Source organism: Streptomyces acidiscabies (assembly GCF_020010905.1).
Taxonomy (GTDB): domain Bacteria; phylum Actinomycetota; class Actinomycetes; order Streptomycetales; family Streptomycetaceae; genus Streptomyces; species Streptomyces acidiscabies.
The window spans coordinates 5771553-5792704 of sequence record NZ_JAGJBY010000001.1 but is presented as its reverse complement, the minus strand read 5'-3'; the positions used below and the strand labels follow the sequence as shown (position 1 = coordinate 5792704).

Below are 21152 nucleotides of genomic sequence, written 5' to 3'. Positions count from 1 at the left end.
CGCCATGCCCCGTAACGCCGTCAAGCTCAGCATCGCCGTGTCCCTCCTCGTCCTCGCCTCCGCCTGCGGGACCTCTGCCGCCTCCTCCGACGCCAAGGTCGTCACCGTGTACAGCGCCGACGGTCTCAAGGGGGAGAACGGCGACGGCTGGTACGACAAGGTCTTCGCCGACTTCACGAAGCAGACCGGTGTCAAGGTCGCGTACGTGGAGGGGGGTTCGGGCGAGATGGCGCAGCGTGTCGTCCGTGAGAAGAGCAATCCGCAGGCCGACGTCCTCGTCACGCTTCCGCCGTTCATCCAACAGGCCGACGGCAAGGGCCTGTTGCAGAAGTACGCGCCGCAGGGGTCGGACACCGCGACCAAGGCCGCCGACGGGACCTGGACCTCTGTCGTCGACAACTACTTCGGGTTCGTCTACGACAAGAAGGAGCTGAAGCAGCCGCCGACGACGTGGCAGGAGCTTCTCGACGGCAAGTACAGGAACAGGATCCAGTACTCGACGCCCGGTGTCGCCGGTGACGGAACCGCCGTGCTGGTCAAGGCGGTTCACGACTTCGGCGGCGAGAAGCCCGCGCTGGACTACCTCAAGAAGCTCCAGGCCAACAACGTCGGCCCCTCCGCCTCGACCGGCAAGCTCGCGCCCAAGGTCGACAAGGGTGAACTCCTCGTCGCGAACGGGGATGTGCAGATGAACTACGCGCAGGCGAAGACGATGCCGAACCTGGGGATCTGGTTCCCGGCGGCGCAGAACAAGAAGCCGACCACCTTCGCCCTCCCCTACGCGGCCGGTCTCGTCACCAAGGCCCCGCACTCCGCCAACGGCAAGAAACTCCTCGACTTCCTGCTGAGCCGCGAGGCCCAGCAGGAAGTCAGCTCGATCGGCGGCGGCTTCAGCGCCCGCAAGGACGTGAAGGCCACGGACGCCGACGCCGCCGCGCTGGCCGAGCTGATGGCCGGGGTGGAGGTCTTCACGCCGGACTGGAACGACGTCTCCGCGAACCTGTCGACGTATGTGGAGAACTGGAAGTCGGCGACGGGGAGTTAGAGCTAACCGGCACAGCACCCGTCCCGGTGCAGGATCTCCCCCACCGCGAGCCAGTCCGCCCCGGCATGCAGCGTGCGCTCCTCGTCGTCGAGCAGGTCCGCAGGGCGATGGACGGTGCCGTCGCGCATCGTCCACGCCGTGCGGACCAGGTCGTCGAAGTCGGCGAACGGGTTGCCGTCGACGGCCGTGAGGTCGGCCAGCTTCCCCGGCTCGACCGTCCCGAGATCGTCCGCGACCCCGAACACACGAGCCGGGACGGACGTCGCGCTGGTCAGCGCCTGAACCGGCGTGAAGCCGCCGTACCGGTGCAGGGCGCGCAGCGACAGGTGGACGTGCAGGCCGACCGGGTTGAGCGGCGCGTCCGTGCCGAGCGCGAGGGTGCCGCCCTCCTCCACGACCCTGCGGTAGATCCCCATCTCGATGCCCAGGCCCCGGAGTTGGTCCGGCGTCGGCGCGGTCCCGGCCGCGTTGCGGACCGTGGCGACGTCCCACGGCGGCATCAGGTTCGTCACCCTCGGGTCCTGGGCGAGTTCGGGGTCGGTCCCCAGCACGTACTGCGCGGCGAACGGGGTGACGATCAGCGCGAACTCGCCGCTCCGGTAGATCTCGTGGACGTCCTGGTAGGAGTGGCCGGTCGGGGACACCGCCCGGCTGTACTCCTGGCGCTGGGTGGCGAGGAGGTGGGTCGTGAGGGTCTGGCCCGTCTGGCGGCCGGGCGTGAGGAGGTGACTGCCCGCCGCGACACCCAACTCCCGTGCCGTGCGGGCGGCTTCGGCCATGGTCGAGGCGGGGGCGCGGACGTACGTCTTCACGAAGTCGTAGTCGAGGGCACCGGCCCGTTCGAGGCTGCGGCGCACCCCGTCCGTCGTGGCGTGGGCGCGGCCCATGCTGTACGCGACCCGGCTGCCGTCGATCAGCTCGCCGGTGGTGAACAGGCGCGGCCCGTCCAGCGCGCCGCCGTCGGTCGCCTCCTTCAACCTCGCCTGCTCGTAGGCGAATCCGCCGAGGGAGGCGGTGCTGGTGACGCCGTAGGCGAGGTTCAGGCGGCTCTGTCGGCCGCCGTAGATGTTCTGGTAGGTGTGCGTGTGGGCGTCCCACAGGCCCGGCAGGACCGTCTGCCGGGACGCGTCGACGAGCCGTTCCCCGGGGCGGGCCGCGCGGTGGGGTTCGACGGACGTGATGCGGTTGCCCTCGATCACGATGTCGACGTCCTCGCGGACGCGTTCCCCGGTGCCGTCCCAGAGGCGCCCGGCGTGGACGCGGACGACGTCCGTGCGGGGCGGGAGGCGGCGGGCGGTGTGCAGCGGGACGGGGACGGTCCGGCTCCCGGTGCCGTCCACGCCGGTCAACTTCAGTGCGGCGCCCGAGAGATGGAGCAGCCGTCGGGAGTCGCCGGACCAGGAGGGGTGGTCGGCCGGGTCGTCGGTGAGGCGGCGCGGTTCGCCGTCGGGAGTGCCGTCCGGCCGTACCGGCAGCACCCACAGCGCGGACTCCGCGATGTACGCGAGGTGCGTGCCGTCCGGCGACCAGACCGGGCCGCTGTCGTAGCGGTCGGCGAGGGAGGCGTGCGGGCTCGGCAGGTACGAACGGGACGTGCCGTCGCGGGTGTCGACGATCCGGATGACGTTGTAGCCCTCGCGGAACCGCTGGTTGAGCCGGTTGCGGTCGCACAGCGCGAGATAGCGGCCGTCGGGCGACCAACTCGGCCTGCCCGGAAGGCCGTTCGCGCCCAGCGGCGCGGCGAGCAGCTTCTCGGTGCCGTCGGCGAGGTCGACGACGATGAGGTTGCCGGTGACGTCGTGGCAGGCGAGCCGTGAACTGTCCGGCGCGAGCGCGGGGTTGACCCGGCCGCCGGACGCGAGGACCGTGTCCGTGCCGTCGGCGAGGTCGACGCGGTGGACGGCGGCGAGCCCGTCGCGGTCGTGGACGTAGACGAGGCTGCGGCCGTCGCGGCTCCACGACGGCATCTGGACGTAGTGCGCGGGGTCGGACTCGACGAGTTTGCGGGGCCGTCCGCCGATCGGCAGGTGCCACAGGGCGCCCAGCGCGCAGAACGCGACCGAGCGGCCGTCGGGCGCGAGCACCGGGAAGTGCACGCCGCGTACGGCCCGTCTGCCGGTGGAGTCGAAGTCGCGCCGCTTGTCGGGGCGGGGCGTGCGGGTCACCGGGGTGCGCGCGGTGAACGGCACGACGGTCCTCGTGGCGCCCGTGCGCCGGACGACCTTGCCGTCCGCGAAGTACAGGAGCTGCCCGTCGGCCGTCCAGCTCGGCGGCTGCGGCGACACGTCCTCGTCCCCGGAGACGACCGTGCCGTCCACGACGAGCGAGGCGCTCTGCGAGTAGGCGGCGACGGTCGGCGCGCTCAGCCACACGTACGCAAGCCGCCCGTCCCGCGCGACGGCGGGCCCGAGGAGGCTGCCGCTGTCGACGGTGCGTACGGCGCTGACGTCACCGCCTGCCGCCGGGACCGAGGCGATCGTGCGGGCGACGCCCTTCTCCGCGCGGACGAACAGGATGCGGTCGCCGTCGGGGTGCCACGCCGGGTCGTAGTCCTCGGCGTCCGGTGTGGACGTCAGCCGGGTGAGGCGGCCGGTGGCGACCTCGGCCGTCCAGATGTCGTACGAGCCGCCGGTGACGTCGCTGCTGCCGCGCTCGGAGGAGAAGGCGAGGTGACGGCCGTCCGGGGACCAGCTGACGCCCCGGTCGTCCCACGGTCCCGAGGTGAGCTGCCTCAGCCGGGTGCCGTCGGGGGCCATGGTCCACAGGTGGAAGCCGCCGCCCCGGTAGGCGCAGAAGGCGACCGCCGTGCCGTCCGGGGACCAGCTCGGGCGGGTGGGCTCCAGGGTCGCCTCGGTCAGCGCCGTGGCCGTGCCGCCGGTCCCCGGGAGGGACCACAGGACGCCCTGGACCTCGATGATCAGGCGTGCGCCGTCGGGGGCGGCGGTCACGCCCGCGTTGGTGCCGGAGGTGAATGACAACGTTCTCCCGGCAGCGGTCGCTTCGGCGGGAGTGGCCAGGAGCAGCGCGGCCCCTGCTCCGGCGCCCGCTCCGATGAAACCCCTGCGGCTGATGTCGTACGCGCGTCCGTCCATGCGAGTGTCCCCTTTTGTGACCCTACCGGCGCAAAGGCCATGGGCATGTCAGCATTAGGCAGACAGTCATAAGATCAGACGGTCGAGGGGAAATGCACCCACGCGTGCGCCGTATGGCCGGAAAACACCCCCGGAGCACTTACGGCGATGCGGGCCCTCGTGCGCGCCCCCTCGTCACCCCCCGCGCTGCCGCCGAGGCCCCCCGCCGCTCCCCCCGAGCGGCAGCAGCGAGCTGAGCGTGGCCCCGTTGTTCCACGCCCCGAACAGGTCCCGGTTGAGGGCGACGATGTTGTGCCGGACCGCCAAGTCCCGTGCCTGGTTGCTGAATTCGCAGGTCGCCACGAACAGGGCGACGTCCGCGCGGTGCTCGGCGAACGCCATCCCGACGAACTTCTGTACGTCCCCGCTGGGCACCTTGCGGTGCAGCGCGTAGTGCTTGACCTGGACGACGAGACGCCGCCCGTCGGGCAGCACGCCGACGACGTCCGCCGCGAGGTCGCCCGCGCCGCCGACCACGCTGACGCCGGTGCAGCCGTCGCGCCGGCACAGCTCGGCGACGTACCGCTCGAAGTCCTGCCAGGTCAGGGCGTCGACGGCGGCCATGGACCGCTCCAGGGCGACCTTGTGCTCGTGGCGCCGCCACGCGAGGTCGCCGAGGCGGGCGCGCCGGTGCGCGCCCCACAGGAACCATCCGGCGCCGCCGGCCGCCGAGGCCCCCACGAGCGCCAGCAGCAGCCAGGGCCAGCGCCACGCCAGGAACGCGACGGCGGCGGCTGCCCAGAGCGCTGCCCGCCGACGCTGCCGTACCTTCTGCCGACGCCCTCTTCGCCTGGCCATCCCGCCCCCCCCCGTTCCGCCGCACTGCCGGTCAGTGTGGAAGGGGTGCAGGGGTGCGCCAAGGGGGACTTCTCGGCCAGAGAGCCGTACGGCTGCGGTTTTCCTCGCCTCCGAAGGGACACCCGGGGTGCCGGTGCCGAGATCGCGTGGACCGGTAGGTGGTGAGGATGGCCGAGGACGACTGGAACGCCGAGCGTGCCCGTGTCACGTACGAACTCGTCGCGGGGGTGCGGGGGTTGGCCGCCTCGGAGGTGCCGGAGGCGTTGGGGCGGGCGTGTCTCGCGCTGCTCCCGGTGGCCTCGGGGCTGTCGGTGTCGGTGCTCGGCGACGGCGCGGACCTCGGGGTCGTGCTGTGCGCGAGCGACGCGGTCGCGGCGCGGCTCGCGGAGATCCAGTACACGCTCGGGGAGGGGCCCGGCATGGAGGCGGTGCGGCTGCGGGCGCCGGTGTTCGCGACCGACCTGACGCGTCCCCCGGCCGACCGGCGCTGGCCGCTGTTCTCCGTGCTGGCCGCGAAGGCGGGCGCGAAGGCCGCGTTCTCGCTGCCGCTGGCGGTCGGGGCGGGCGCGCTCGGCACCCTCGACCTCTACCGAGAGACGTCGGGTTCGCTGAGCGACGCGCAGGTGCGGACGGCCCTGCTGGTCGCCGACGCCGTCGCGCTCGCCGTCATCGCCCTGGACCACACGTACGCGGACCCCGAAGGAGACGTGACGTGGCTGGCGGGAGCCGAGACGGACCGCGAGGAAGTGCACCAGGCCACCGGGATGATCATGTTCCGGCTGGGCGTCGACGCCGAGGAGGCGCTCCTGCGGCTACGGGCGCGCGCCTTCGCCGAGGGCCGGACTTCCGCCGAGGTCGCACTGGGCGTCATCGACGGCACGCTGGACCTCGGCGACGACTGAGCGGAGTTCGCTCGCGGCGAGCGCGGTGTCTCCCCTGCCTGTGGCCGCCGCCGGGTTTGAGCGACGTACGACGGGAAACCCGGCACGGGTACACGCACCCTCCGGAGCCAAGAACCATGACCATTCCCCGCCTGCCCGGCCACCCCGACCCGACCCGCCCGGCCCCGCTGCCGCCCCGGCCCGTCCCCTCTCCCCCGCCGCAGCCCCCGATGCCGGGACCCGATCCGCTCCCGCATCCCGAGCCGACACCGGAGCCCGAACCCGCGCCCGCAGGGCTGTCGGCGGTTCAACTCCCGTACTGCGCAAGGGAGTACGGGTATCGCCCGGTGTGAGAATCCGGTAAGTGCCTTCCTATGCCTGCATCCCGACAATGCCAACGGCATCTCCGCAAGTGCTTCACACAGGCTGCGCACGGCCTGTCGAAAGGCTCGCTAGCGTTCTCGCCGTTCGGCCCCCCGTGCGAACGGAACCAGGCCACGGCGCAACGAGCCGATGGCACAGTCGAGTCAGGAAGGCCACGGATGGACTACTGCTCCACGTGCCGTCGTCATCTCAACGGTGCCCTGGTGTGCCCCGGGTGCGGTGCGTACGCCCCGGACATCGCCCCGCTCCCCGGCGGAGCACCCGCACCGATCGCGTCGAGCACGGCGGTACAGGTCCAGCACGCCTTCCCCGCCGAGACACCGCACGACACCTTGCACGACGCCTCGTACGAAGTCGATCCCGCCGAGACCGCGTACGACGCCGACACCCCGTACGACGCCGCCGCTGCCACCCCCGACGGGCGTGCCGCGCGCCGCCGTCAGCGGGAGCGGTGGAAGAAGACCCAGCGGCGGGCCCTGGTCGCCACGGCGGTCGCCCTGGTCGGCGGGGGTCTCACGGTCGCCTCGATGAACCGGCAGACCCCGGCCCGCACGCAGGCCGCGTCCGCGCCGGACCGGGAGACGATGGGGGTCGCCGAGGAGGAGATCACCCAGTACACGCCGGGTACGACGGCGTCCGACGCGCAGCGGGCCACGCCGGGCACGACGCCGGGCCGCTCCTCGGCGGCAAGCGGTACGACGGGGGCCTCGGGGCACTCCGCGCCGACCGTGCAGACGCCGAACACACCGCGCGAGCAGTCCGCCGCGCAGCCGCAGGGCGCCCAGGCGAACCAGCGGCAGGCCGCTCCCTCCTCGCCGACGCCTTCCACCGGGTCGCAGGGCACCGCCACGACGCCGGGCACCTCGGGCACGGCGACGGAACCGACGCCCGCGCCGTCGCCGTCCGGGGGCAGCACGTCCGGGGGCAGCACATCCGGGGGCAGCACATCCGGGGGCGACACCTCGGGGTCAGGCGCCTCGGGCTCGGGGGCTTCGGGCTCCGGGACCTCCGGCTCGGGAACGTCCGGCTCGGGGACCGCGTCGGACGCCACCGACCCCGCCGGGCTCTGCCTGCTCGGGCTGGTCTGCATCAAGTGATCACCGGCTGACAATCTGGCGGGCCCCGCACTCCGCAGGGCCCGCCAGCCGCCGTAAGCACCACCGGGGTCACGCGAGAACTCCGCCAGTCCGCTGAGCAGAGCCCTCCAAGCCGCGTGGGGCCACCGGCCAAGGCGAGCCCCACCCACCGCCCCCCGTCAACTCGTCGGTGCCAGAAGCTGCGTAGCCGCCAACCGTGCGTACAACCGGTCCCCGGCGAGCAGCTCCTCATGCGTCCCCACCGCCCGCACCCGCCCCGCCTCCATCACCACGATCCGGTCCGCGCGGATCACCGTCGACAGCCGATGGGCCACCACCAGGACCGTCGTCTCGCGCGCCGTCTCCTCCACAAGGTCGCGCAGGGCGAGTTCGTTGACGGCGTCGAGCTGGGAGGTCGCCTCGTCCATGAGGAGCAGCCGGGGCCGGCGCAGCAACGCCCGGGCGATGGCGACGCGTTGGCGCTCGCCGCCGGAGAGGGTCGAACCCCGGTGCCCCACCGGTGTGTCGAGGCCGTCCGGCAGCCGGTCGACGAGGCCGGTGAGCCGCGTGTGGGCGAGGACGTCCCGCAGGTCGTCGTCCGTCGCGTCGGGCGCGGCGAACAGGAGGTTCTCCCGCAGGGTGCCCGCGACGACGGGCGCGTCCTGCTCGACGTACCCGAGGCTCGCGCGCAGGTGGGGCAGGGACCAGTCCCGTACGTCGGTGCCGTCGACGAGGACGCGGCCACAGTCCGCCTCGTAGAACCGTTCCAGCAGCGCGAACACCGTCGACTTGCCGGCGCCGGAGGGCCCGACGAAGGCGGTGAGCCCGGTGGCGGGGACGTCGAAGCTGACCCGGTCGTGGACCGGCGGCAGGCCGGGCCCGTACCGGAAGGAGACGTCCTCGAAGCGGACCGGCGCGGCCGACGTCGCGGCGGGCGGGGCTTTCGCCGGGGAGACCCGGGGTTCGACGGCGAGGCGTTCGGCCTGGGTGATCCGGGAGATCGCGGCGGCCCCCTCCTGGTAGTCGGTGACGGCGTCGACCAGCCGGGACACCGGGTCGATCAGGTAGAAGAGGTAGAGCAGGAACGCCATCAGCGTCGACACGGGGATCGCCCCGGACGCGACCCGCATCCCGCCGACGCCGAGCACCGCGAGGAACGACAGCTGTACGGCGAGCCCGACCGAGGCGTCCGCTGCGGACGACCACTTCGCGGTCCGTACGCCGTGCCGCCAGGCCCGCCGTACGGCCGCCTCCGCGCGGGCGGTCTCGCGCTCCTCGGCGCCGGACGCCTTGATGGTGCGGTACGCGCCGAAGGCCCGCTCCAGCACGGTGGAGATCTCCGCCACCGACTCCTGGGCGCGTTCGGTGGCCCGCGCGATCTTCGGCATGACCAGGGCGACGGCGCCGCCGATCACCGCGAGCACGCCGAGGGTGACGCCCAGCAGGACGGCGTCCAGGGCCGCCATCAGGGCGAGCGCGGCGACGAACGCGACGGAGCCGGTGGCCGCCGAGACGACCGCGTGGGTGGTGACGGCCCGCAGCAGCGTCGTGTCGGAGGTGACCCGGGACATGAGGTCGCCCGGCGGGACGCGTTCCACCTCGGCGATCCGCAGCCGCAGCAGCCGTCCGACGAGGGAGCGGCGTGCCGCGAGAACGACCGACTCCGCCGTCCGTTCCAGGACGTACGCGCCGAGCGCCTCGGCCGCCGTGCCGAGCAGGACCAGCGCGGTCAGCGCGAGGAGGATCGCGGCGACGCCCTCGCCCGCCGAAAGACGGTCGAGGAGCGCCTTGGTGGCGAGCGGCTGCGCGAGCCCGCCCGCCGCGCCGAGCAGCGCGAGGAGCAGGCCGAGTGCGACGGCCCACCGGTGCGGGCGGACGTACGCGCGCAGCGCCTTCATGGTCTCCCGTGCGGGCGGTTTCTCCGCCATGGCCTCGGGTCCGACGCCGCTCATCCGTCTGCTCCTCGCGCTCTGGTCCGTCCCTCCCATCCCAGCGCGTCGCGGGCCGTCGGACATCCCCCCGGCCAGGGGGAACACCCCCGCCGACCGGTGGGGACGCGGTCAGAGCGCGGTGAACGTCCAGAGCAGGTTGGTGCTGGTGCCGTACGTCCACTGCTTGGTGGCCGACCCGGAGGGGACCGTGCCGCCGCCGTCGAGGACGAGGCCGGTGGCGCGGTTGGCGATCGAGTGGCGGCCGTCGCCCCGGTGGACGATCTTCCACTGCTGGGCGGCGGAGCCGTTCCAGGCGGACTGCCGGGCGGCCGAGCCGTCGGCGGTGGCGCCCCCGCCGTCGACGACCATGCCGTTGGTCCGGTTGACCAGCTTGTACCAGCCGTCTCCGGTCTCGACGGCCTGCCACTGGAGGTTCGGACTGCCGTCCCACGTCCACTGCTTGAGGCCGGACCCCGAGGCGACGTTCCCGCCGCTATCGAGGGCGAGCCCGCTGGTGACGTTGGTGATCCTGAGGTAAGCCGACGGGACGAACTGCACCTTCAGGGAGCCGGCTTGGAGGCCGGAGGTGTCGGTGGTGACGGTCCGGGAGGTTCCCGTGAAGTCGTCCCCCGAGTAGCCGGTCACCTGGAAGCCGGGGGCCAGGCGTACGGAGGTGAGGTCACGGGGGCTCAGCCCGGCCGTGGTCAGGGCCTGCGCCGTGTAGTCGCCGACGGCCAGGACGGCGGCGGCCCGGTCCTGGTGGGCGACGGCGCCGGAGAGGGGGCGCAGGCTGGGGATCGGGCCGGAGAAGGTGAGCTTGAGGACGTAGGCGCCCGCGCTGTAGGGGGCGGTCGCGGGCAGGGTGACGCGCAGTCCCGCAGGGCCCTGCGTCGGGGCGGGCAGGTCGAGGTAGGTTCCGGCGTCGGTGCCGAGGAGCTGGGTGGAGGCCAGCGTCGAGAGGTCGATGCGGTCGGGGGTGAGCGTGGTGACGGTGAGGGAGTCGCCGGGCCAGCCGAGGACGGTCGCGTACAGGACGCGGCCCGCCTTGTCGCGGGTGAAGCGGATGTCCTGGGGGGTCCCGGCATGCGGCCGGGTGAAGGAGCCGCCGCCCATCTTGGTGGGGCCCTCGCCGTACGCGGTCCAGGCCCGGGTCGCGTACACGGACTCGCCGAAGCGGCGCAGGTGGTCGCCGATGCCGAGCAGGATGTCCTGCTGGGCCTGCGGGATCGTGCCGTCGGACATGGGGGCGATGTTCAGCAGGACGTTGCCGTTCTTGCTGACGCGGTCGAGGAAGGAGTGGAGCATCTCCTGGACGGTGTAGTAGCCGATGCCTTCGGTGTAGCACCAGCTGCTGCTGGAGATGCTGTCGTCGGTGAGCCAGTAGGGGGCGGTGAGGTCGGCGGGGCCGCCGCGTTCGTAGTCGAAGACCTCGCCCTTGCCGTTCATGCCGTCCTTGTAGGTGGCGACGACCTCCTGGCCCCGGCTCTCGGCCTGGTTGTAGTAGTAGGCAAGGAAGTTGAGGCGCTGGGTCTCGTCGACAGCCGTCAGATTGAAGTCCTGCCAGAGGATGTCCGGGCGGGCCCGGTCGATGACCTCCTTGAGCTTGTCGTACCAGAGCTGGTTCTCGGCGGCCGGTCCCAGCTGGCCGTAGAACTTGCGGAGGCTCGCGTCGCTCTGCGGGGGGACGTTCTCGTAGTAGCCGGTGAAGTTGTAGGCGTGGTGCATCGCCACGAGCAGCTTGAGGCCCTCGGCGCGTACGGCGTCCGAGAAGATCCGCAGGAGGTCGAGGCCGGGCCCCCGGTCCACCGAGTTCCACTCGTTGACCTGGCTGTCCCACATGGAGAACCCGTCGTGGTGCTCGGCGACCGGCCCGGCGAACCGGGCGCCCGCGTCGGCGAAGAGCCGCGCCCACGCCTGGGGGTCGAACTTTCCGCCCGCCGACGTGAGTTTCGGCGCGAACTGCACGGGGCGGCCCGCCGCGTCGTCGTCGCCGGTGACGAAGTGGTGGTAGGGCCAGGCCGCGGGTTCGCCGTAGGTGGCGACGTGGTGGAGGTTGGCGCGGCTGCCGGTCTCGTACATGTTGCGCGGGTACCACTCGTTGTCGTACGCGGGGACGCTGAACGCGCCCCAGTGGAAGTAGATCCCGAACTTCGCGTCCCGGAACCACTCCGGGGCCGCCGGGTGCCGGTCGACCGAGTCCCAGTCGGGGGTGTACGTGTCCGGCGCGGCCTGCGCGACGCCGGGACCGAACACTCCGCCCGCGACCGCGGCGGCGGCCACACACGTGGAACCGGCCAGGAAGCGGCGCCTGTTGAACGAGTTCGACATGTGCACATCCCTGTTCCGGGGGTCTGTTACGCACGAAGGTCGTTCCTGGGGCGGGGGTGTGTCAACGGGCTTGAAGGGATGAATCACTGTTCCCTCAAAGGGAATTGGCAGCTTTTCCGAGGGTTTCTGCCATCATGCGGACCGCCAGACATCGCATGTTTGACGGCACTATCATCGGGCGGGGGGATCAACGGGAGGGAAGCGGAATGTCGCTGACGGACAGGGCCATCGCGCAGATCCGCGAGCTGATCCGGACGGGCGCGCTGCCCCCCGGTTCGAAGCTCCCGCCGGAACCCGACCTCGCCGCCCAGCTCGGCCTCTCCCGCAACCTCGCCCGCGAGGCCGTCAAGGCGCTGGCCGTGGCCCGGGTCCTGGAGGTCCGCCGGGGCGACGGCACGTACGTCACCAGCCTCCAGCCGAGCCTCCTCCTGGAGGGCCTCGGCGGCGCGGTCGAGCTGCTCCAGGGCGACTCGGCGGCCCTGCGGGACTTCATGGAGGTACGCCGCCTCCTGGAACCGGCGGCCACCGCGCTCGCGGCGACCCGCATCTCGGACCCCCAACTCGCCGAGGTGAAGCGGCACCTGGAGGCGATGCGGGAGGCCCGCGACGACGTCGAGCAGCTCAACGCGCACGACGCGGCCTTCCACCGCGCGGTCGTCACGGCCACCGGCAACGACACGCTGCTCACGCTCCTGGAGGGCATCTCCGGCCGCACCCTGCGGGCCCGGATCTGGCGCGGGCTGGTCGACGACCGGGCCTCGGGCCGCACCCTCGCCGAGCACGAGGCGATCTACGCCGCCCTGTCCACCCGCGACGCCGGGCTCAGCCAGGCCGCCGCGCTGCTGCACGTCAGCAACACCGAGCAGTGGCTGCGGGAACATCTGCGGTCGCACGCCTGAGAGTCTGCGGTGGGGGCCCGCGGGTCGAATTCCGTTCGACGGGGTGACAGGTGCAGCAGGGCCCCCTATAGTCCCGACCAACACGCTATGGGAGCGCTCCCACCGGGTGCGGAGGCGGGGGTTCCCAGGATCGGTGTCCTGTCTCCGGCCGTACCTCCGAAAGAGGCCCCGCATGCGACCGTCACCGCACTTCCCCCACTCCCTGCTCGGCGCGTTAATGACCGCGTTGGTCACTGTCGCCGCGCTCTTCACCGTGACCCCGTCGGCGCAGGCCGACACCGTGCTGTGCGACGAGTTCGCGAGCACCACGATCCAGGGGCGCTACGTCGTCCAGAACAACCGGTGGGGCACGTCCCAGACACAGTGCGTCACCGCCACCGACTCCGGGTTCCGGGTGACCCGGGCCGACGGCTCGGTGCCGACGAACGGCGCGCCGAAGTCGTACCCGTCCGTCTTCAACGGCTGCCACTACACGAACTGTTCGCCCGGGACCAATCTGCCCGCGCAGCTGTCCGGGATCTCCAGCGCGCCGAGCAGCGTCTCGTTCGGGTACGTGTCGGACTCGGTGTACGACGCCGCGTACGACATCTGGCTCGACCCGACGCCCCGCAAGGACGGGGTGAACCGGACGGAGATCATGATCTGGTTCAACCGGGTCGGGACGATCCAGCCGATCGGGTCGCCGGTCGGCAACGTGACGGTGGGCGGCCGGAGCTGGCAGATGTGGCAGGGCGGGAACGGTACGAACGACGTGCTGTCGTTCGTCGCGCCGTCGGCCATCGGCAGCTGGAGCTTCGACGTCATGGACTTCGTACGGCAGACGGTCTCGCGCGGACTGGCCCAGAACAACTGGTACCTGACGAGCATTCAGGCCGGGTTCGAGCCGTGGCAGAACGGTACGGGGCTCGCCGTCAACTCCTTCTCGTCCAGCGTGAACACGGGCAGCGGGCCGGGCAATCCCGGTGGTGGTACGGCCTGTTCGGTGACGTACGCGACGAACGTGTGGGCGGGCGGGTTCACGGCCAACGTGACCGTGGGCAACACGGGTTCGGCGCCGGTCACGGACTGGCGGCTGGCGTTCGCGCTGCCGTCGGGGCAGCAGATCACCAGTGCGTGGAACGCGTCCGTGTCGCCGTCCTCGGGGTCGGTGACGGCGGCGCCGGTGGCGTACAACGCGACCATCGCGCCGGGCGGCACGCAGTCGTTCGGGTTCCAGGGGACGTACAGCGGGTCGTTCGCGGCGCCTTCGGGGTTCAGCCTGAACGGGACCGCCTGCGCGTCCGCGTGATCTGACGGGCGGCGTCGGGGTGGCGCTGTGAGAAACCGTGCTGTGAGAAATATGTGTGCCGCCGGAACCGATCGGTAGATCTTGTGCCTCTTGTGGGATGTCTCCCCACCGCCGATCCTCACGACGAGACAAGGAACCACGTTGTCGCACGCACGACGCCTCATCACGGGCGCCACCCTGATCGCCGCTCTCACCACCGGAGTCCTGCCCGCCACCAGCGCGTACGCCGCTCCGTCCCCCACCGTTCCCGCCGCTGACATGGAGGGCGTGGAGACCGCCCTCAAGGCGGCCATGGCCCAGGGCGCGCCCGGCGCGATGGCCCGCTTCGTCGGCCCGTCCGGCGTCCAGGTCCGCACCGCCGGTGTCCTCGACCGGGAGTCGGGCGCCCCCATGGACATCCACGCGCGCTTCCGGATCGGGAGCGTCAGCAAGACGTTCTCCAGCGTGGTCCTCCTCCAGCTCGTCCAGGAGGGCAAACTGACGCTGGACGCGCCGGTGAACGAGTACCTGCCGGGCCTGCTGCCGGACGACCGGATCACGGTGCGCAACCTGCTGACGCACCGCAGCGGGCTCGCGGACTACACGGACGACATGTTCGAGCACACCGTCCCGGGCTTCGAGGCCGTCCGCAACCGGGTGTTCAGCTACCAGGAGCTGCTGGACCTGTCGCTGGCACTGCCCCGGACCACGGAGCCGGGGGTGTCGTACCGGTACTCCAACACGAACTTCGTGGTCGTCGGGATGCTCATCGAGAAGCTGACGGGGACGCCGGTCGCCGCGCAGTACCAGAAGCGGATCTTCAAGCCGCTGGGGCTGCGCGACACGCTGTACGTCCACCCCGAGACGAAGATCCCCGGTTTCCACGTGCGCGGGTACCTGCACCCCGACGAGGCGGGCGCGCCGCTGGTCGACTCGACGGAGCAGACGGTGTCCTGGGCGCAGTCCGCCGGGGCGGTCATCTCCAGCCCGGCCGACCTCAACACGTTCACGACGGCGCTGATGCGGGGCAAGCTGCTGTCGCCGGAGATGCTGGACGCGATGCGGACGGTCACGCCGACCGACACGACCAACACGCGCTTCTACGGGCTGGGGCTGCGGCGGTACGACCTGACCTGTGGGGTCCAGGTGTTCGGGCACACCGGGACCGTCCAGGGGTTCTACACGTACACGTTCGCGACGAAGGACGGGAAGCGGGCGCTGTCGGCGATGGCGAACACGTCGAACAAGGGGTCCGCGAACACGGCGCTGGGCGGGACGCTGGAGGCGGCGTTCTGCGGGAAGAAGGCGCCGGCGAAGTTCAAGGCGGCTGATGTGGACATCGCAGAGCAGCGCTGAGTCCTGGCGGGGCCCCGCTTCCGGTCTGCGGGCCGGGGCGGGGCCTTCGCCGTTTCCGGGCAGCTCCTGGTTTCCGGGCAGCTCTTGGCCGTGACCATTAATTATTATTTAATACCGCGTGTGCCTCCCACCGACTTCACCGCCCGCCTGGCCCGCGACCGGCTCGCCGCGATCGTGCGCGGCCGGTCGGCGGACGCCGCGCTGCGTACCGTCCTGACCCTCGTCGAGGAGGGCGTCGGCCTCGTGGAGGTCTCCCTCAACACGGCGGACGCGTACGGGGTGATCGCGCGGGCGGTCCGTGCGGCGGGCGGCGACGCCCTGATCGGCGCGGGCACCGTCGTCACCCGGGACCATCTGCTGCGTGCCCAGGACGCGGGCGCGTCCTGGATCGTCACCCCGGTCCTGGGCGAGGGCGTCCACGCCGCCGTGGAGCAGGAACTCCCCGTCCTGGCGGGCGCGTTGACGCCGACGGAGGCGTACGCCGCGATGGCGGCCGGGGCCAGTGCGGTGAAGCTGTTCCCCGCCTCGCTGGGCGGCCCGGCCTATCTGCGGGCCCTCAAGGACCCGTTCCCGGACATGCCGGTGGTCCCGGTCGGCGGTGTGGACGCCGATTCCGTGCCGGAGTGGTTCGCGGCCGGGGCCCTCGCCGTCGGCGTCGGCTCGCCCCTCGTGGGGGACGCGGCGCACGGGGGCGACCTGGACCAACTCCGGGCGCGTGTACGGCGGTTCCGCGCGGTGGCGGCATGAGCGCCGACGTCCTGACCTTCGGCGAGACGATGGTGTCGCTCCAGGCCGAGGGCGGGCTGACCGTGGGCGCCACCGCCCGTACGTCGGTCGCCGGGGCCGAGTCGAACGTCGCCGTGGGGCTCGCCCGGCTCGGTCACCGCGTCTCCTGGGCGGGTCGGCTGGGCGCGGACGAACCGGCCCGGGTGATCCTGCGGGCGCTGCGCGGGGAGGGCGTCGACGTCCGGCACGCCACGACCGACCCCGAGGCGCCGACGGGGGCCATGCTGCGTGAGCGTCTCGTGGGCGACGTGAGCCGCGTGCACTACTGGCGTACGGGGTCCGCGGCCTCCCGGCAGCAACCGGCGCACCTCGCCGCCGCGTTGGCCGACGGGGCGCGGCTGCTGCACGTCACCGGCATCACCTGCGCGATCGGTGCGGGCGACGCGGTGACGGCGGCCGTCGAGCACGCCCGCGCGTACGGCTGGACCGTCGTCCTCGACGTCAACCACCGTGCGCGGCTGTGGAGTCGGGACGCGGCGGCACAGTGCCTGCGCCAACTGCGCGGGCAGGTCGACGTCCTGGTCGCCTCGGACGACGAACTGCCCCTGATCACCGACGACATCGGCGATCTGCTGGCCGATGGGGTGCGGGAGGTGGTCGTCAAGCGGGGTGGCGACGGAGCTGATCTGTACTCGGCCGCCGGTGGCCGCCTGCACCAACCCGCCTTCGCCGTACCGGTGGTGGACACCGTCGGGGCCGGGGACGCGTTCTGCGCGGGGTATCTCTCCGGGCTCCTCGACGGGCTGGCACCGGGTGAGCGGCTGCGCCGGGCGGCCGTCGTCGGGGCGTTCGCGGTGGCCTCACGCGGGGACTGGGAAGGGCTGCCGCACCGGGACGAACTCGCGCTGCTGGACGTGCCGTCCGGCAGCGCGATCCGCTGAAATGGCGGCCTACTCGGGCCGGGGTGTGCACGGTCAGGTCGTCCACGCGCTGGGGGCCCGCATCGTGGGCGGTGCGATCGGTGTGGGCGCGACGCTCGAAGTGGGCGCGCTCGGCGCCGAGTTGGGTGTCAGCCAGACCGTGATGCGGGAGGCGTTGAAGGTGCTCGCCGGGAAGGGGCTGATCGACGCCCGGCAGAAGCGGGGCACGTTCGTCCGGGAGCGGGCGCACTGGAACCTCCTCGACGCCGACGTGATCCGCTGGCGCATGGAGACGGGCGACGGCGACCGGCTGCTGCGTGACCTCACCGACGTCCGCGCGATCGTCGAGCCCGCCGCCGCACGCCGGGCGGCGCTGCACCGTACGGACGCGGACCTGGCCGCGCTCGACGCGGCCCTCGACGCGATGGGGCGGGCGCGGGGCGACGCCGCCGCCGAGGCGGACGCGGCGTTCCACCGTGCGCTGCTGGCCGCCACCGGCAACGAGTTGCTCGCCCGGATGGACCTCCTCCTGGAACCCGGCCTGCGGGAACGGGACCGCGTGGTCCACGCGCACGCCGACGCGGACGACCCCGTCCCCAGCCACCGCGCGGTCCTCGACGCGGTCCGCGAACAGGACCCCGCCCGCGCCGAGTCCGCGATGCTGGCACTCCTCGCGCAGGCCGCCGAGGACGTCAAGTCGGCCGGGATAAAGCCCAGTTCCTGAGAGGGCGGCCCGTCTACGATCCCGGCATGATGATCACGTACGCCTGGCGGGGCCCCTTCGACAACGCCGCCCTCGACGCGCTGCACGCCGACGGTTTCGGCCACCCCGCCTCCGGGACCGACTGGGCGGACCGTCTGACCCGTCACAGCCTCGGCTGGGTCTGCGCGTACGACGGCGGCACCCTCGTGGGATTCGTCAACGTCGCCTGGGACGGCGGAACTCACGCCTTCCTCCTGGACACGGTGGTAGCCCGGCACTGCCGCGAGCAGGGCATCGGCACCGCCCTCGTCACCACCGCCGCCCACGAAGCCCGCGCCGCCGGTTGCGCCTGGCTGCACGTCGACTTCGAGGAACCCCTCCGCGCGTTCTACGACGCCTGCGGCTTCCGCGGGACGGCCGCCGGGCTGCTCGCCCTCTGACCTCCACGCCGAATTAAAGTCATACCTTTCGAATCGTCACCCCTGCGTTCGAGCCTGCGGAGGCCACCCCCATGACGAACCCCCCGACCGACCGGCTCCGGCGCCCCTCGGGCATCCGCTCCCTCACCCTCGGCGACACGAAACTCATCTTCGTGCCGGACGGCCTCGCCCGTCTCAAGGCCACGTCCTGGCTGGACACCACCGAGGAGGACTGGGCACCGCACCCCGAACACCTCGACGACGGCCATCTCGTGGGCGGCGTCGGTGGGCTGCTCGTCGAGCGGGACGGGCGAGCCCTCCTCATCGACACCGGAGCCGGGCCCCTGACGATGGACACCGACTACGGTCTCCTCACCGGCGGCGCCCTGCTGGAGAGTCTCGCCGCGCTCGGCCGTGAGCCCGGGGGGATCGAAGCCGTCGCCGTCACCCATCTGCACATCGACCACATCGGCTGGGCCGACCACCCCGCCTTCGCGCACGCGCGCGTGCTGGTCGCCGCGTCCGAGTGGACCCACCGTCAGGACCCGCACGACGCCCTGGAGCCGCGCGTCCGCACCGTCGCCGACGGCGAGGAGGTCTTCCCCGGCGTCCGGGCGATGCTCGCTCCCGGTCACACGGCGGGCCACACCGCCTACGTCGTCGAGGCGGGCGGACAGCGGGTGATCGCCTTCGGTGACGCCTTCCACTTCCCTGTCCAGATCGGCCACCCGGAGTGGGAGGTGATGGCCGACCACGACCGGAAACAGGCCGCCGCCCTACGCCACCGGCTCCTCGCCGAACTCGCCGAGCCCGGCACGATCGGGTTCGGCGTCCACTTCGCCGACGTGGTCTTCGGCCGCGTCACCATCGACCGAGGCGCGCCTGTCTGGCACCCCGTCGACGGGTGAAAACCTGGGATCCGGACGCCCGCCGACAGGAACAGGCCGTTTCCCGGCCCCCACCCGGGCGGCCAACGGCTCCCGCCCGCACCGGAGTTACCCTGGACAGCGCTCAACAGGATGACACGTCACCTTTCGGTGCCGATCTCAGGAGGAGCACGTGCGCACAGGTTTCTCACTCCCCCAGTTCGCCACGATGGACCGGCAGTTCGACCAGATAGCCCGCTTCGCCCGGGAGGCCGAGGCGCTCGGCGCCGGCAGCCTGTGGGTCGGTGACCGGGTGCTCGCGGCGGTCGACCCGGCCGTCGGCTACGGCGGCAGCACCTGCAAGACGATCCCCCCGGAGATGAACTCCGTGCTGGACCCGTTCGTCGCCCTGTCCGTGGCCGCCGCGGTCACCGAGACCGCGCTGCTCGGCACCTGCACCCTGATCGCCCCCTGGTACCCGCCCCTCCTGCTGGCCCGTTCGCTGAGCGGTATCGACGTGGTGAGCCGGGGCCGCCTGATCGCCGGACTCGGCATAGGTTGGTCCCCGGACGAGTACGAGGGTGTCGGCGTCCCCTGGAAGGAGCGGGGCGCGCGCCTCGACGAGTGCCTCGACATCCTGGAGTCGATATGGACGACCGCCCCCGTCCCCCGACATGACGGCCCGCACCACTCCATCCCCGCCGCCCACATCGGCCCGAAGCCGGTGCAGAGTCCCCGCCCGCCGGTCTACCTCTCCGCGCTCTCCCCCGCCGCCCAGCGCCGCGCCGCCCGCCGCGCCGACGGCGTCCTGCCCATCGCGATGGTGGTGCCCGGCGGAAGCTACGACCCGAAGGCGGCCGTCACCGCGCAGCTCCAGCAGGTCCGCGCACTGGCCGAGACGCAGGGCCGTGACCCGGCGGAGGTGGACGCGATCCTGCGGATCAACGCGGCGCCCGGGACGACGCCGCAGAACATCGCCGACGTCATCCGCCACACCGAGGACGAGACGGACGTCGACCACGTCTTCGTGGACCTCGGCTACCTGGTCGACCAGAGCGTGGACCAGGCCCTCGACCTGGCCGGGCAGGTCCTCGAACTGTCGCGCTGACCCGCGTGGTCCGCGCGCGGGCGGCGAACGTATCCTCCGCCGATGACCACCGAACCGATGCGGCTGCCCGGCATGCCGCTGCACGATCCGTACGTCGTCGCCGACGCGAAGTCCCGTACCTACCACCTGTACACGTCCAACGAGCCGTCCGTGTCGGGCGTGGACGGCGCCGGGACGATGGTCTACCGCAGTGCGGACCTGCGTGACTGGGCGCCGCCGGTCGTCGTCTTCCTCGCCGCCGAGCAGGAGGGCGGCTGGGCGACCGACGGCGCGTGGGCGCCCGAGGTGCACGAACGGGCGGGCCGGTACTACCTGTTCACGACGCTGCACAACGAGGAGCGGCGGCTCGCGGAGGGGACGTACCTGCGTGGCACGGTCACCGCCGTGTCCGACTCCCTGCTGGGCCCCTTCACGCTCCTCGACCCGTCCCGGCCGACGACTCCCGAGCACCTGATGGCGCTCGACGGGACGCTGTACGTCGACCCGGCGGGGCAGCCGTGGATGGTGTACGCGCACGAGTGGCTCCAGACCGTCGACGGCACGATGGAGGCGATCCGCCTCACCCCGGACCTGTCCGGCACGGTCGGCGATGCGGTCCACCTCTTCCGGGGCTCGGACGCGTCCTGGCTGAACGAGCAGATCCCCGCCGGACTGCCGTACCGCCTCCCGCCGTACATCACCGACGGCCCCCAGCTGGTCCGCGCCCCCGACGGCGCGCTCCTCATGCTGTGGTCGACGTACGAGAAGAACGTCCCCGGCGCGGACGGCTCGCTCTCCGGGGACTACGTCCAGACGTACGCCGTCTCCGAGTCCGGCGACCTCACCGGCCCGTGGACGCAGCGACGCCCCCTGGTCCGCGAGGACAGCGGTCACGGGATGCTGTTCCGGACCTTCGAGGGCGAGCTGATGATGATCCTGCACCGCCCGTTCGAGAACGCGCGCGGGAAGCTGTACGAGATGCGGCTCCAGGGGCACGAGCTGAGCGTCGTACGGCAGCGCACGGACCTCGACGGCTGAGGCTCACCAGCGTGACCGGCCCCGGTGCCTGCCGGGCCGGTCGGGGGCGTTGCCGAGGTCGTGCGGGGTGGGGCGGGGCGCGTCGTCCGGGAGCCGGGGGACCTCGTTCGGCTCCCTCGTCTGCCGGTGCTCGGACTCGTCGACCGGCTGCCGGGCCGGTTCCTGGGGCGGGAGCCGGCCCGGTGCCTGTTCGCGTCCGCGCACCCGGGTGCCGAACCGTACGGCCCACACCAGGGCGGCGGTCAGGAGCAGGCCGCACAGGACGACGGCCGCCGTACCCACACTCGTCACGTTCAT

General features: G+C 72.4%; 19 protein-coding genes. 14 read left to right on the top strand and 5 right to left on the bottom strand.

Going from position 1 to position 21152, the window contains the following annotated elements:
• Positions 1-4 precede the first annotated feature (4 nt).
• Entirely contained in the window at positions 5-1045 is a 1041-nt protein-coding gene (locus tag J8M50_RS26435; RefSeq protein ID WP_010357424.1) for a 2-aminoethylphosphonate ABC transporter substrate-binding protein, read from the top strand.
• A 2-nt stretch (positions 1046-1047) separates the two neighbouring features.
• Here J8M50_RS26435 and J8M50_RS26430 read toward each other — a convergent pair whose 3' ends face one another.
• Together J8M50_RS26430 and J8M50_RS26425 are read right to left on the bottom strand one after the other, a co-directional pair.
• Positions 1048-4137: an amidohydrolase family protein gene (locus J8M50_RS26430; RefSeq protein WP_010357422.1), complete on the bottom strand. Its 3090-nt coding sequence runs from the start codon at positions 4135-4137 to the stop codon at positions 1048-1050.
• Positions 4138-4311: 174 nt separating this feature from the next.
• Positions 4312-4974, bottom strand: a complete 663-nt coding sequence (locus tag J8M50_RS26425) for a restriction endonuclease (RefSeq protein ID WP_010357420.1) — start codon at positions 4972-4974, stop codon at positions 4312-4314.
• A gap of 167 nt (positions 4975-5141) precedes the next feature.
• On the opposite strand from J8M50_RS26425, the gene J8M50_RS26420 reads away from it, so the two are divergent.
• The 3 genes from J8M50_RS26420 to J8M50_RS26410 all read left to right on the top strand — a co-directional run bounded on the left by J8M50_RS26420 (position 5142) and on the right by J8M50_RS26410 (position 7336).
• A complete protein-coding gene (locus tag J8M50_RS26420; RefSeq protein ID WP_010357419.1) occupies positions 5142-5876 on the top strand; it encodes a GAF and ANTAR domain-containing protein in 735 nt (244 codons plus the stop codon).
• A 116-nt stretch (positions 5877-5992) separates the two neighbouring features.
• Positions 5993-6208 (top strand): hypothetical protein, encoded by a 216-nt coding sequence (locus J8M50_RS26415; RefSeq protein ID WP_158002822.1) that lies wholly within the window; start codon positions 5993-5995, stop codon positions 6206-6208.
• Positions 6209-6397: 189 nt separating this feature from the next.
• Complete coding sequence (locus J8M50_RS26410; protein WP_010357418.1) at positions 6398-7336, top strand: SCO2400 family protein; 939 nt, start codon at positions 6398-6400, stop codon at positions 7334-7336.
• A gap of 158 nt (positions 7337-7494) precedes the next feature.
• Here J8M50_RS26410 and J8M50_RS26405 read toward each other — a convergent pair whose 3' ends face one another.
• Positions 7495-9267 carry an ABC transporter ATP-binding protein gene (locus J8M50_RS26405; protein WP_010357416.1) on the bottom strand — a complete coding sequence of 591 codons (1773 nt, stop codon included), beginning with the start codon at positions 9265-9267 and terminating at the stop codon, positions 7495-7497.
• A 108-nt stretch (positions 9268-9375) separates the two neighbouring features.
• The gene (locus J8M50_RS26400) at positions 9376-11574 is read right to left on the bottom strand and encodes an alpha-L-fucosidase (RefSeq protein WP_010357414.1); all 2199 of its coding nucleotides are present in this window, start codon (positions 11572-11574) and stop codon (positions 9376-9378) included.
• Positions 11575-11780: 206 nt separating this feature from the next.
• Between J8M50_RS26400 and J8M50_RS26395 the strand changes: the two genes are divergently transcribed.
• The 10 genes from J8M50_RS26395 (at position 11781) to J8M50_RS26350 (ending at position 20855) form a co-directional block, all read left to right on the top strand.
• On the top strand, positions 11781-12473 hold the full coding sequence (locus J8M50_RS26395; protein WP_010357412.1) for a FadR/GntR family transcriptional regulator: 693 nt from the start codon (positions 11781-11783) through the stop codon (positions 12471-12473).
• Positions 12474-12645: 172 nt separating this feature from the next.
• Entirely contained in the window at positions 12646-13761 is a 1116-nt protein-coding gene (locus J8M50_RS26390) for a glycoside hydrolase family 12 protein (RefSeq protein WP_029184331.1), read from the top strand.
• 141 nt (positions 13762-13902) lie between these two features.
• Complete coding sequence (locus J8M50_RS26385) at positions 13903-15096, top strand: serine hydrolase domain-containing protein (protein WP_010357410.1); 1194 nt, start codon at positions 13903-13905, stop codon at positions 15094-15096.
• A 120-nt stretch (positions 15097-15216) separates the two neighbouring features.
• Positions 15217-15843 (top strand): bifunctional 4-hydroxy-2-oxoglutarate aldolase/2-dehydro-3-deoxy-phosphogluconate aldolase, encoded by a 627-nt coding sequence (locus tag J8M50_RS26380; protein WP_010357409.1) that lies wholly within the window; start codon positions 15217-15219, stop codon positions 15841-15843.
• The gene (locus J8M50_RS26375) at positions 15840-16763 is read left to right on the top strand and encodes a sugar kinase (protein ID WP_010357408.1); all 924 of its coding nucleotides are present in this window, start codon (positions 15840-15842) and stop codon (positions 16761-16763) included. The genes J8M50_RS26380 and J8M50_RS26375 overlap by 4 nt, the downstream gene beginning before the upstream one ends.
• 1 nt (position 16764) lies before the next feature.
• Entirely contained in the window at positions 16765-17466 is a 702-nt protein-coding gene (locus tag J8M50_RS26370) for a FadR/GntR family transcriptional regulator (protein WP_010357407.1), read from the top strand.
• Between the two features lie 26 nt (positions 17467-17492).
• Positions 17493-17885: a GNAT family N-acetyltransferase gene (locus tag J8M50_RS26365; RefSeq protein ID WP_010357406.1), complete on the top strand. Its 393-nt coding sequence runs from the start codon at positions 17493-17495 to the stop codon at positions 17883-17885.
• A 71-nt stretch (positions 17886-17956) separates the two neighbouring features.
• Positions 17957-18772, top strand: a complete 816-nt coding sequence (locus tag J8M50_RS26360) for an MBL fold metallo-hydrolase (protein WP_010357405.1) — start codon at positions 17957-17959, stop codon at positions 18770-18772.
• Between the two features lie 151 nt (positions 18773-18923).
• Positions 18924-19838, top strand: coding sequence for a TIGR03619 family F420-dependent LLM class oxidoreductase (locus tag J8M50_RS26355; protein ID WP_010357404.1), 915 nt, complete (start codon positions 18924-18926; stop codon positions 19836-19838).
• Between the two features lie 42 nt (positions 19839-19880).
• Positions 19881-20855, top strand: coding sequence for a glycoside hydrolase family 43 protein (locus tag J8M50_RS26350; RefSeq protein WP_010357403.1), 975 nt, complete (start codon positions 19881-19883; stop codon positions 20853-20855).
• 3 nt (positions 20856-20858) lie between these two features.
• On the opposite strand, the gene J8M50_RS26345 is transcribed toward J8M50_RS26350, so the two are convergent.
• Positions 20859-21152, bottom strand: a complete 294-nt coding sequence (locus tag J8M50_RS26345) for a DUF6479 family protein (protein ID WP_010357402.1) — start codon at positions 21150-21152, stop codon at positions 20859-20861.

Excerpts from the sequence above, each read along its gene's own strand:
- J8M50_RS26435 (WP_010357424.1), top strand. The coding sequence starts at position 5 with ATGCCCCGTAACGCCGTCAAGCTCAGCATCGCCGTGTCCCTCCTCGTC.
- J8M50_RS26430 (WP_010357422.1), bottom strand. The coding sequence starts at position 4,137 with ATGGACGGACGCGCGTACGACATCAGCCGCAGGGGTTTCATCGGAGCG.
- J8M50_RS26425 (WP_010357420.1), bottom strand. The coding sequence starts at position 4,974 with ATGGCCAGGCGAAGAGGGCGTCGGCAGAAGGTACGGCAGCGTCGGCGG.
- J8M50_RS26420 (WP_010357419.1), top strand. The coding sequence starts at position 5,142 with ATGGCCGAGGACGACTGGAACGCCGAGCGTGCCCGTGTCACGTACGAA.
- J8M50_RS26415 (WP_158002822.1), top strand. The coding sequence starts at position 5,993 with ATGACCATTCCCCGCCTGCCCGGCCACCCCGACCCGACCCGCCCGGCC.
- J8M50_RS26410 (WP_010357418.1), top strand. The coding sequence starts at position 6,398 with ATGGACTACTGCTCCACGTGCCGTCGTCATCTCAACGGTGCCCTGGTG.
- J8M50_RS26405 (WP_010357416.1), bottom strand. The coding sequence starts at position 9,267 with ATGAGCGGCGTCGGACCCGAGGCCATGGCGGAGAAACCGCCCGCACGG.
- J8M50_RS26400 (WP_010357414.1), bottom strand. The coding sequence starts at position 11,574 with ATGTCGAACTCGTTCAACAGGCGCCGCTTCCTGGCCGGTTCCACGTGT.
- J8M50_RS26395 (WP_010357412.1), top strand. The coding sequence starts at position 11,781 with ATGTCGCTGACGGACAGGGCCATCGCGCAGATCCGCGAGCTGATCCGG.
- J8M50_RS26390 (WP_029184331.1), top strand. The coding sequence starts at position 12,646 with ATGCGACCGTCACCGCACTTCCCCCACTCCCTGCTCGGCGCGTTAATG.
- J8M50_RS26375 (WP_010357408.1), top strand. The coding sequence starts at position 15,840 with ATGAGCGCCGACGTCCTGACCTTCGGCGAGACGATGGTGTCGCTCCAG.
- J8M50_RS26370 (WP_010357407.1), top strand. The coding sequence starts at position 16,765 with ATGGCGGCCTACTCGGGCCGGGGTGTGCACGGTCAGGTCGTCCACGCG.
- J8M50_RS26365 (WP_010357406.1), top strand. The coding sequence starts at position 17,493 with ATGATGATCACGTACGCCTGGCGGGGCCCCTTCGACAACGCCGCCCTC.
- J8M50_RS26360 (WP_010357405.1), top strand. The coding sequence starts at position 17,957 with ATGACGAACCCCCCGACCGACCGGCTCCGGCGCCCCTCGGGCATCCGC.
- J8M50_RS26350 (WP_010357403.1), top strand. The coding sequence starts at position 19,881 with ATGACCACCGAACCGATGCGGCTGCCCGGCATGCCGCTGCACGATCCG.
- J8M50_RS26345 (WP_010357402.1), bottom strand. The coding sequence starts at position 21,152 with ATGAACGTGACGAGTGTGGGTACGGCGGCCGTCGTCCTGTGCGGCCTG.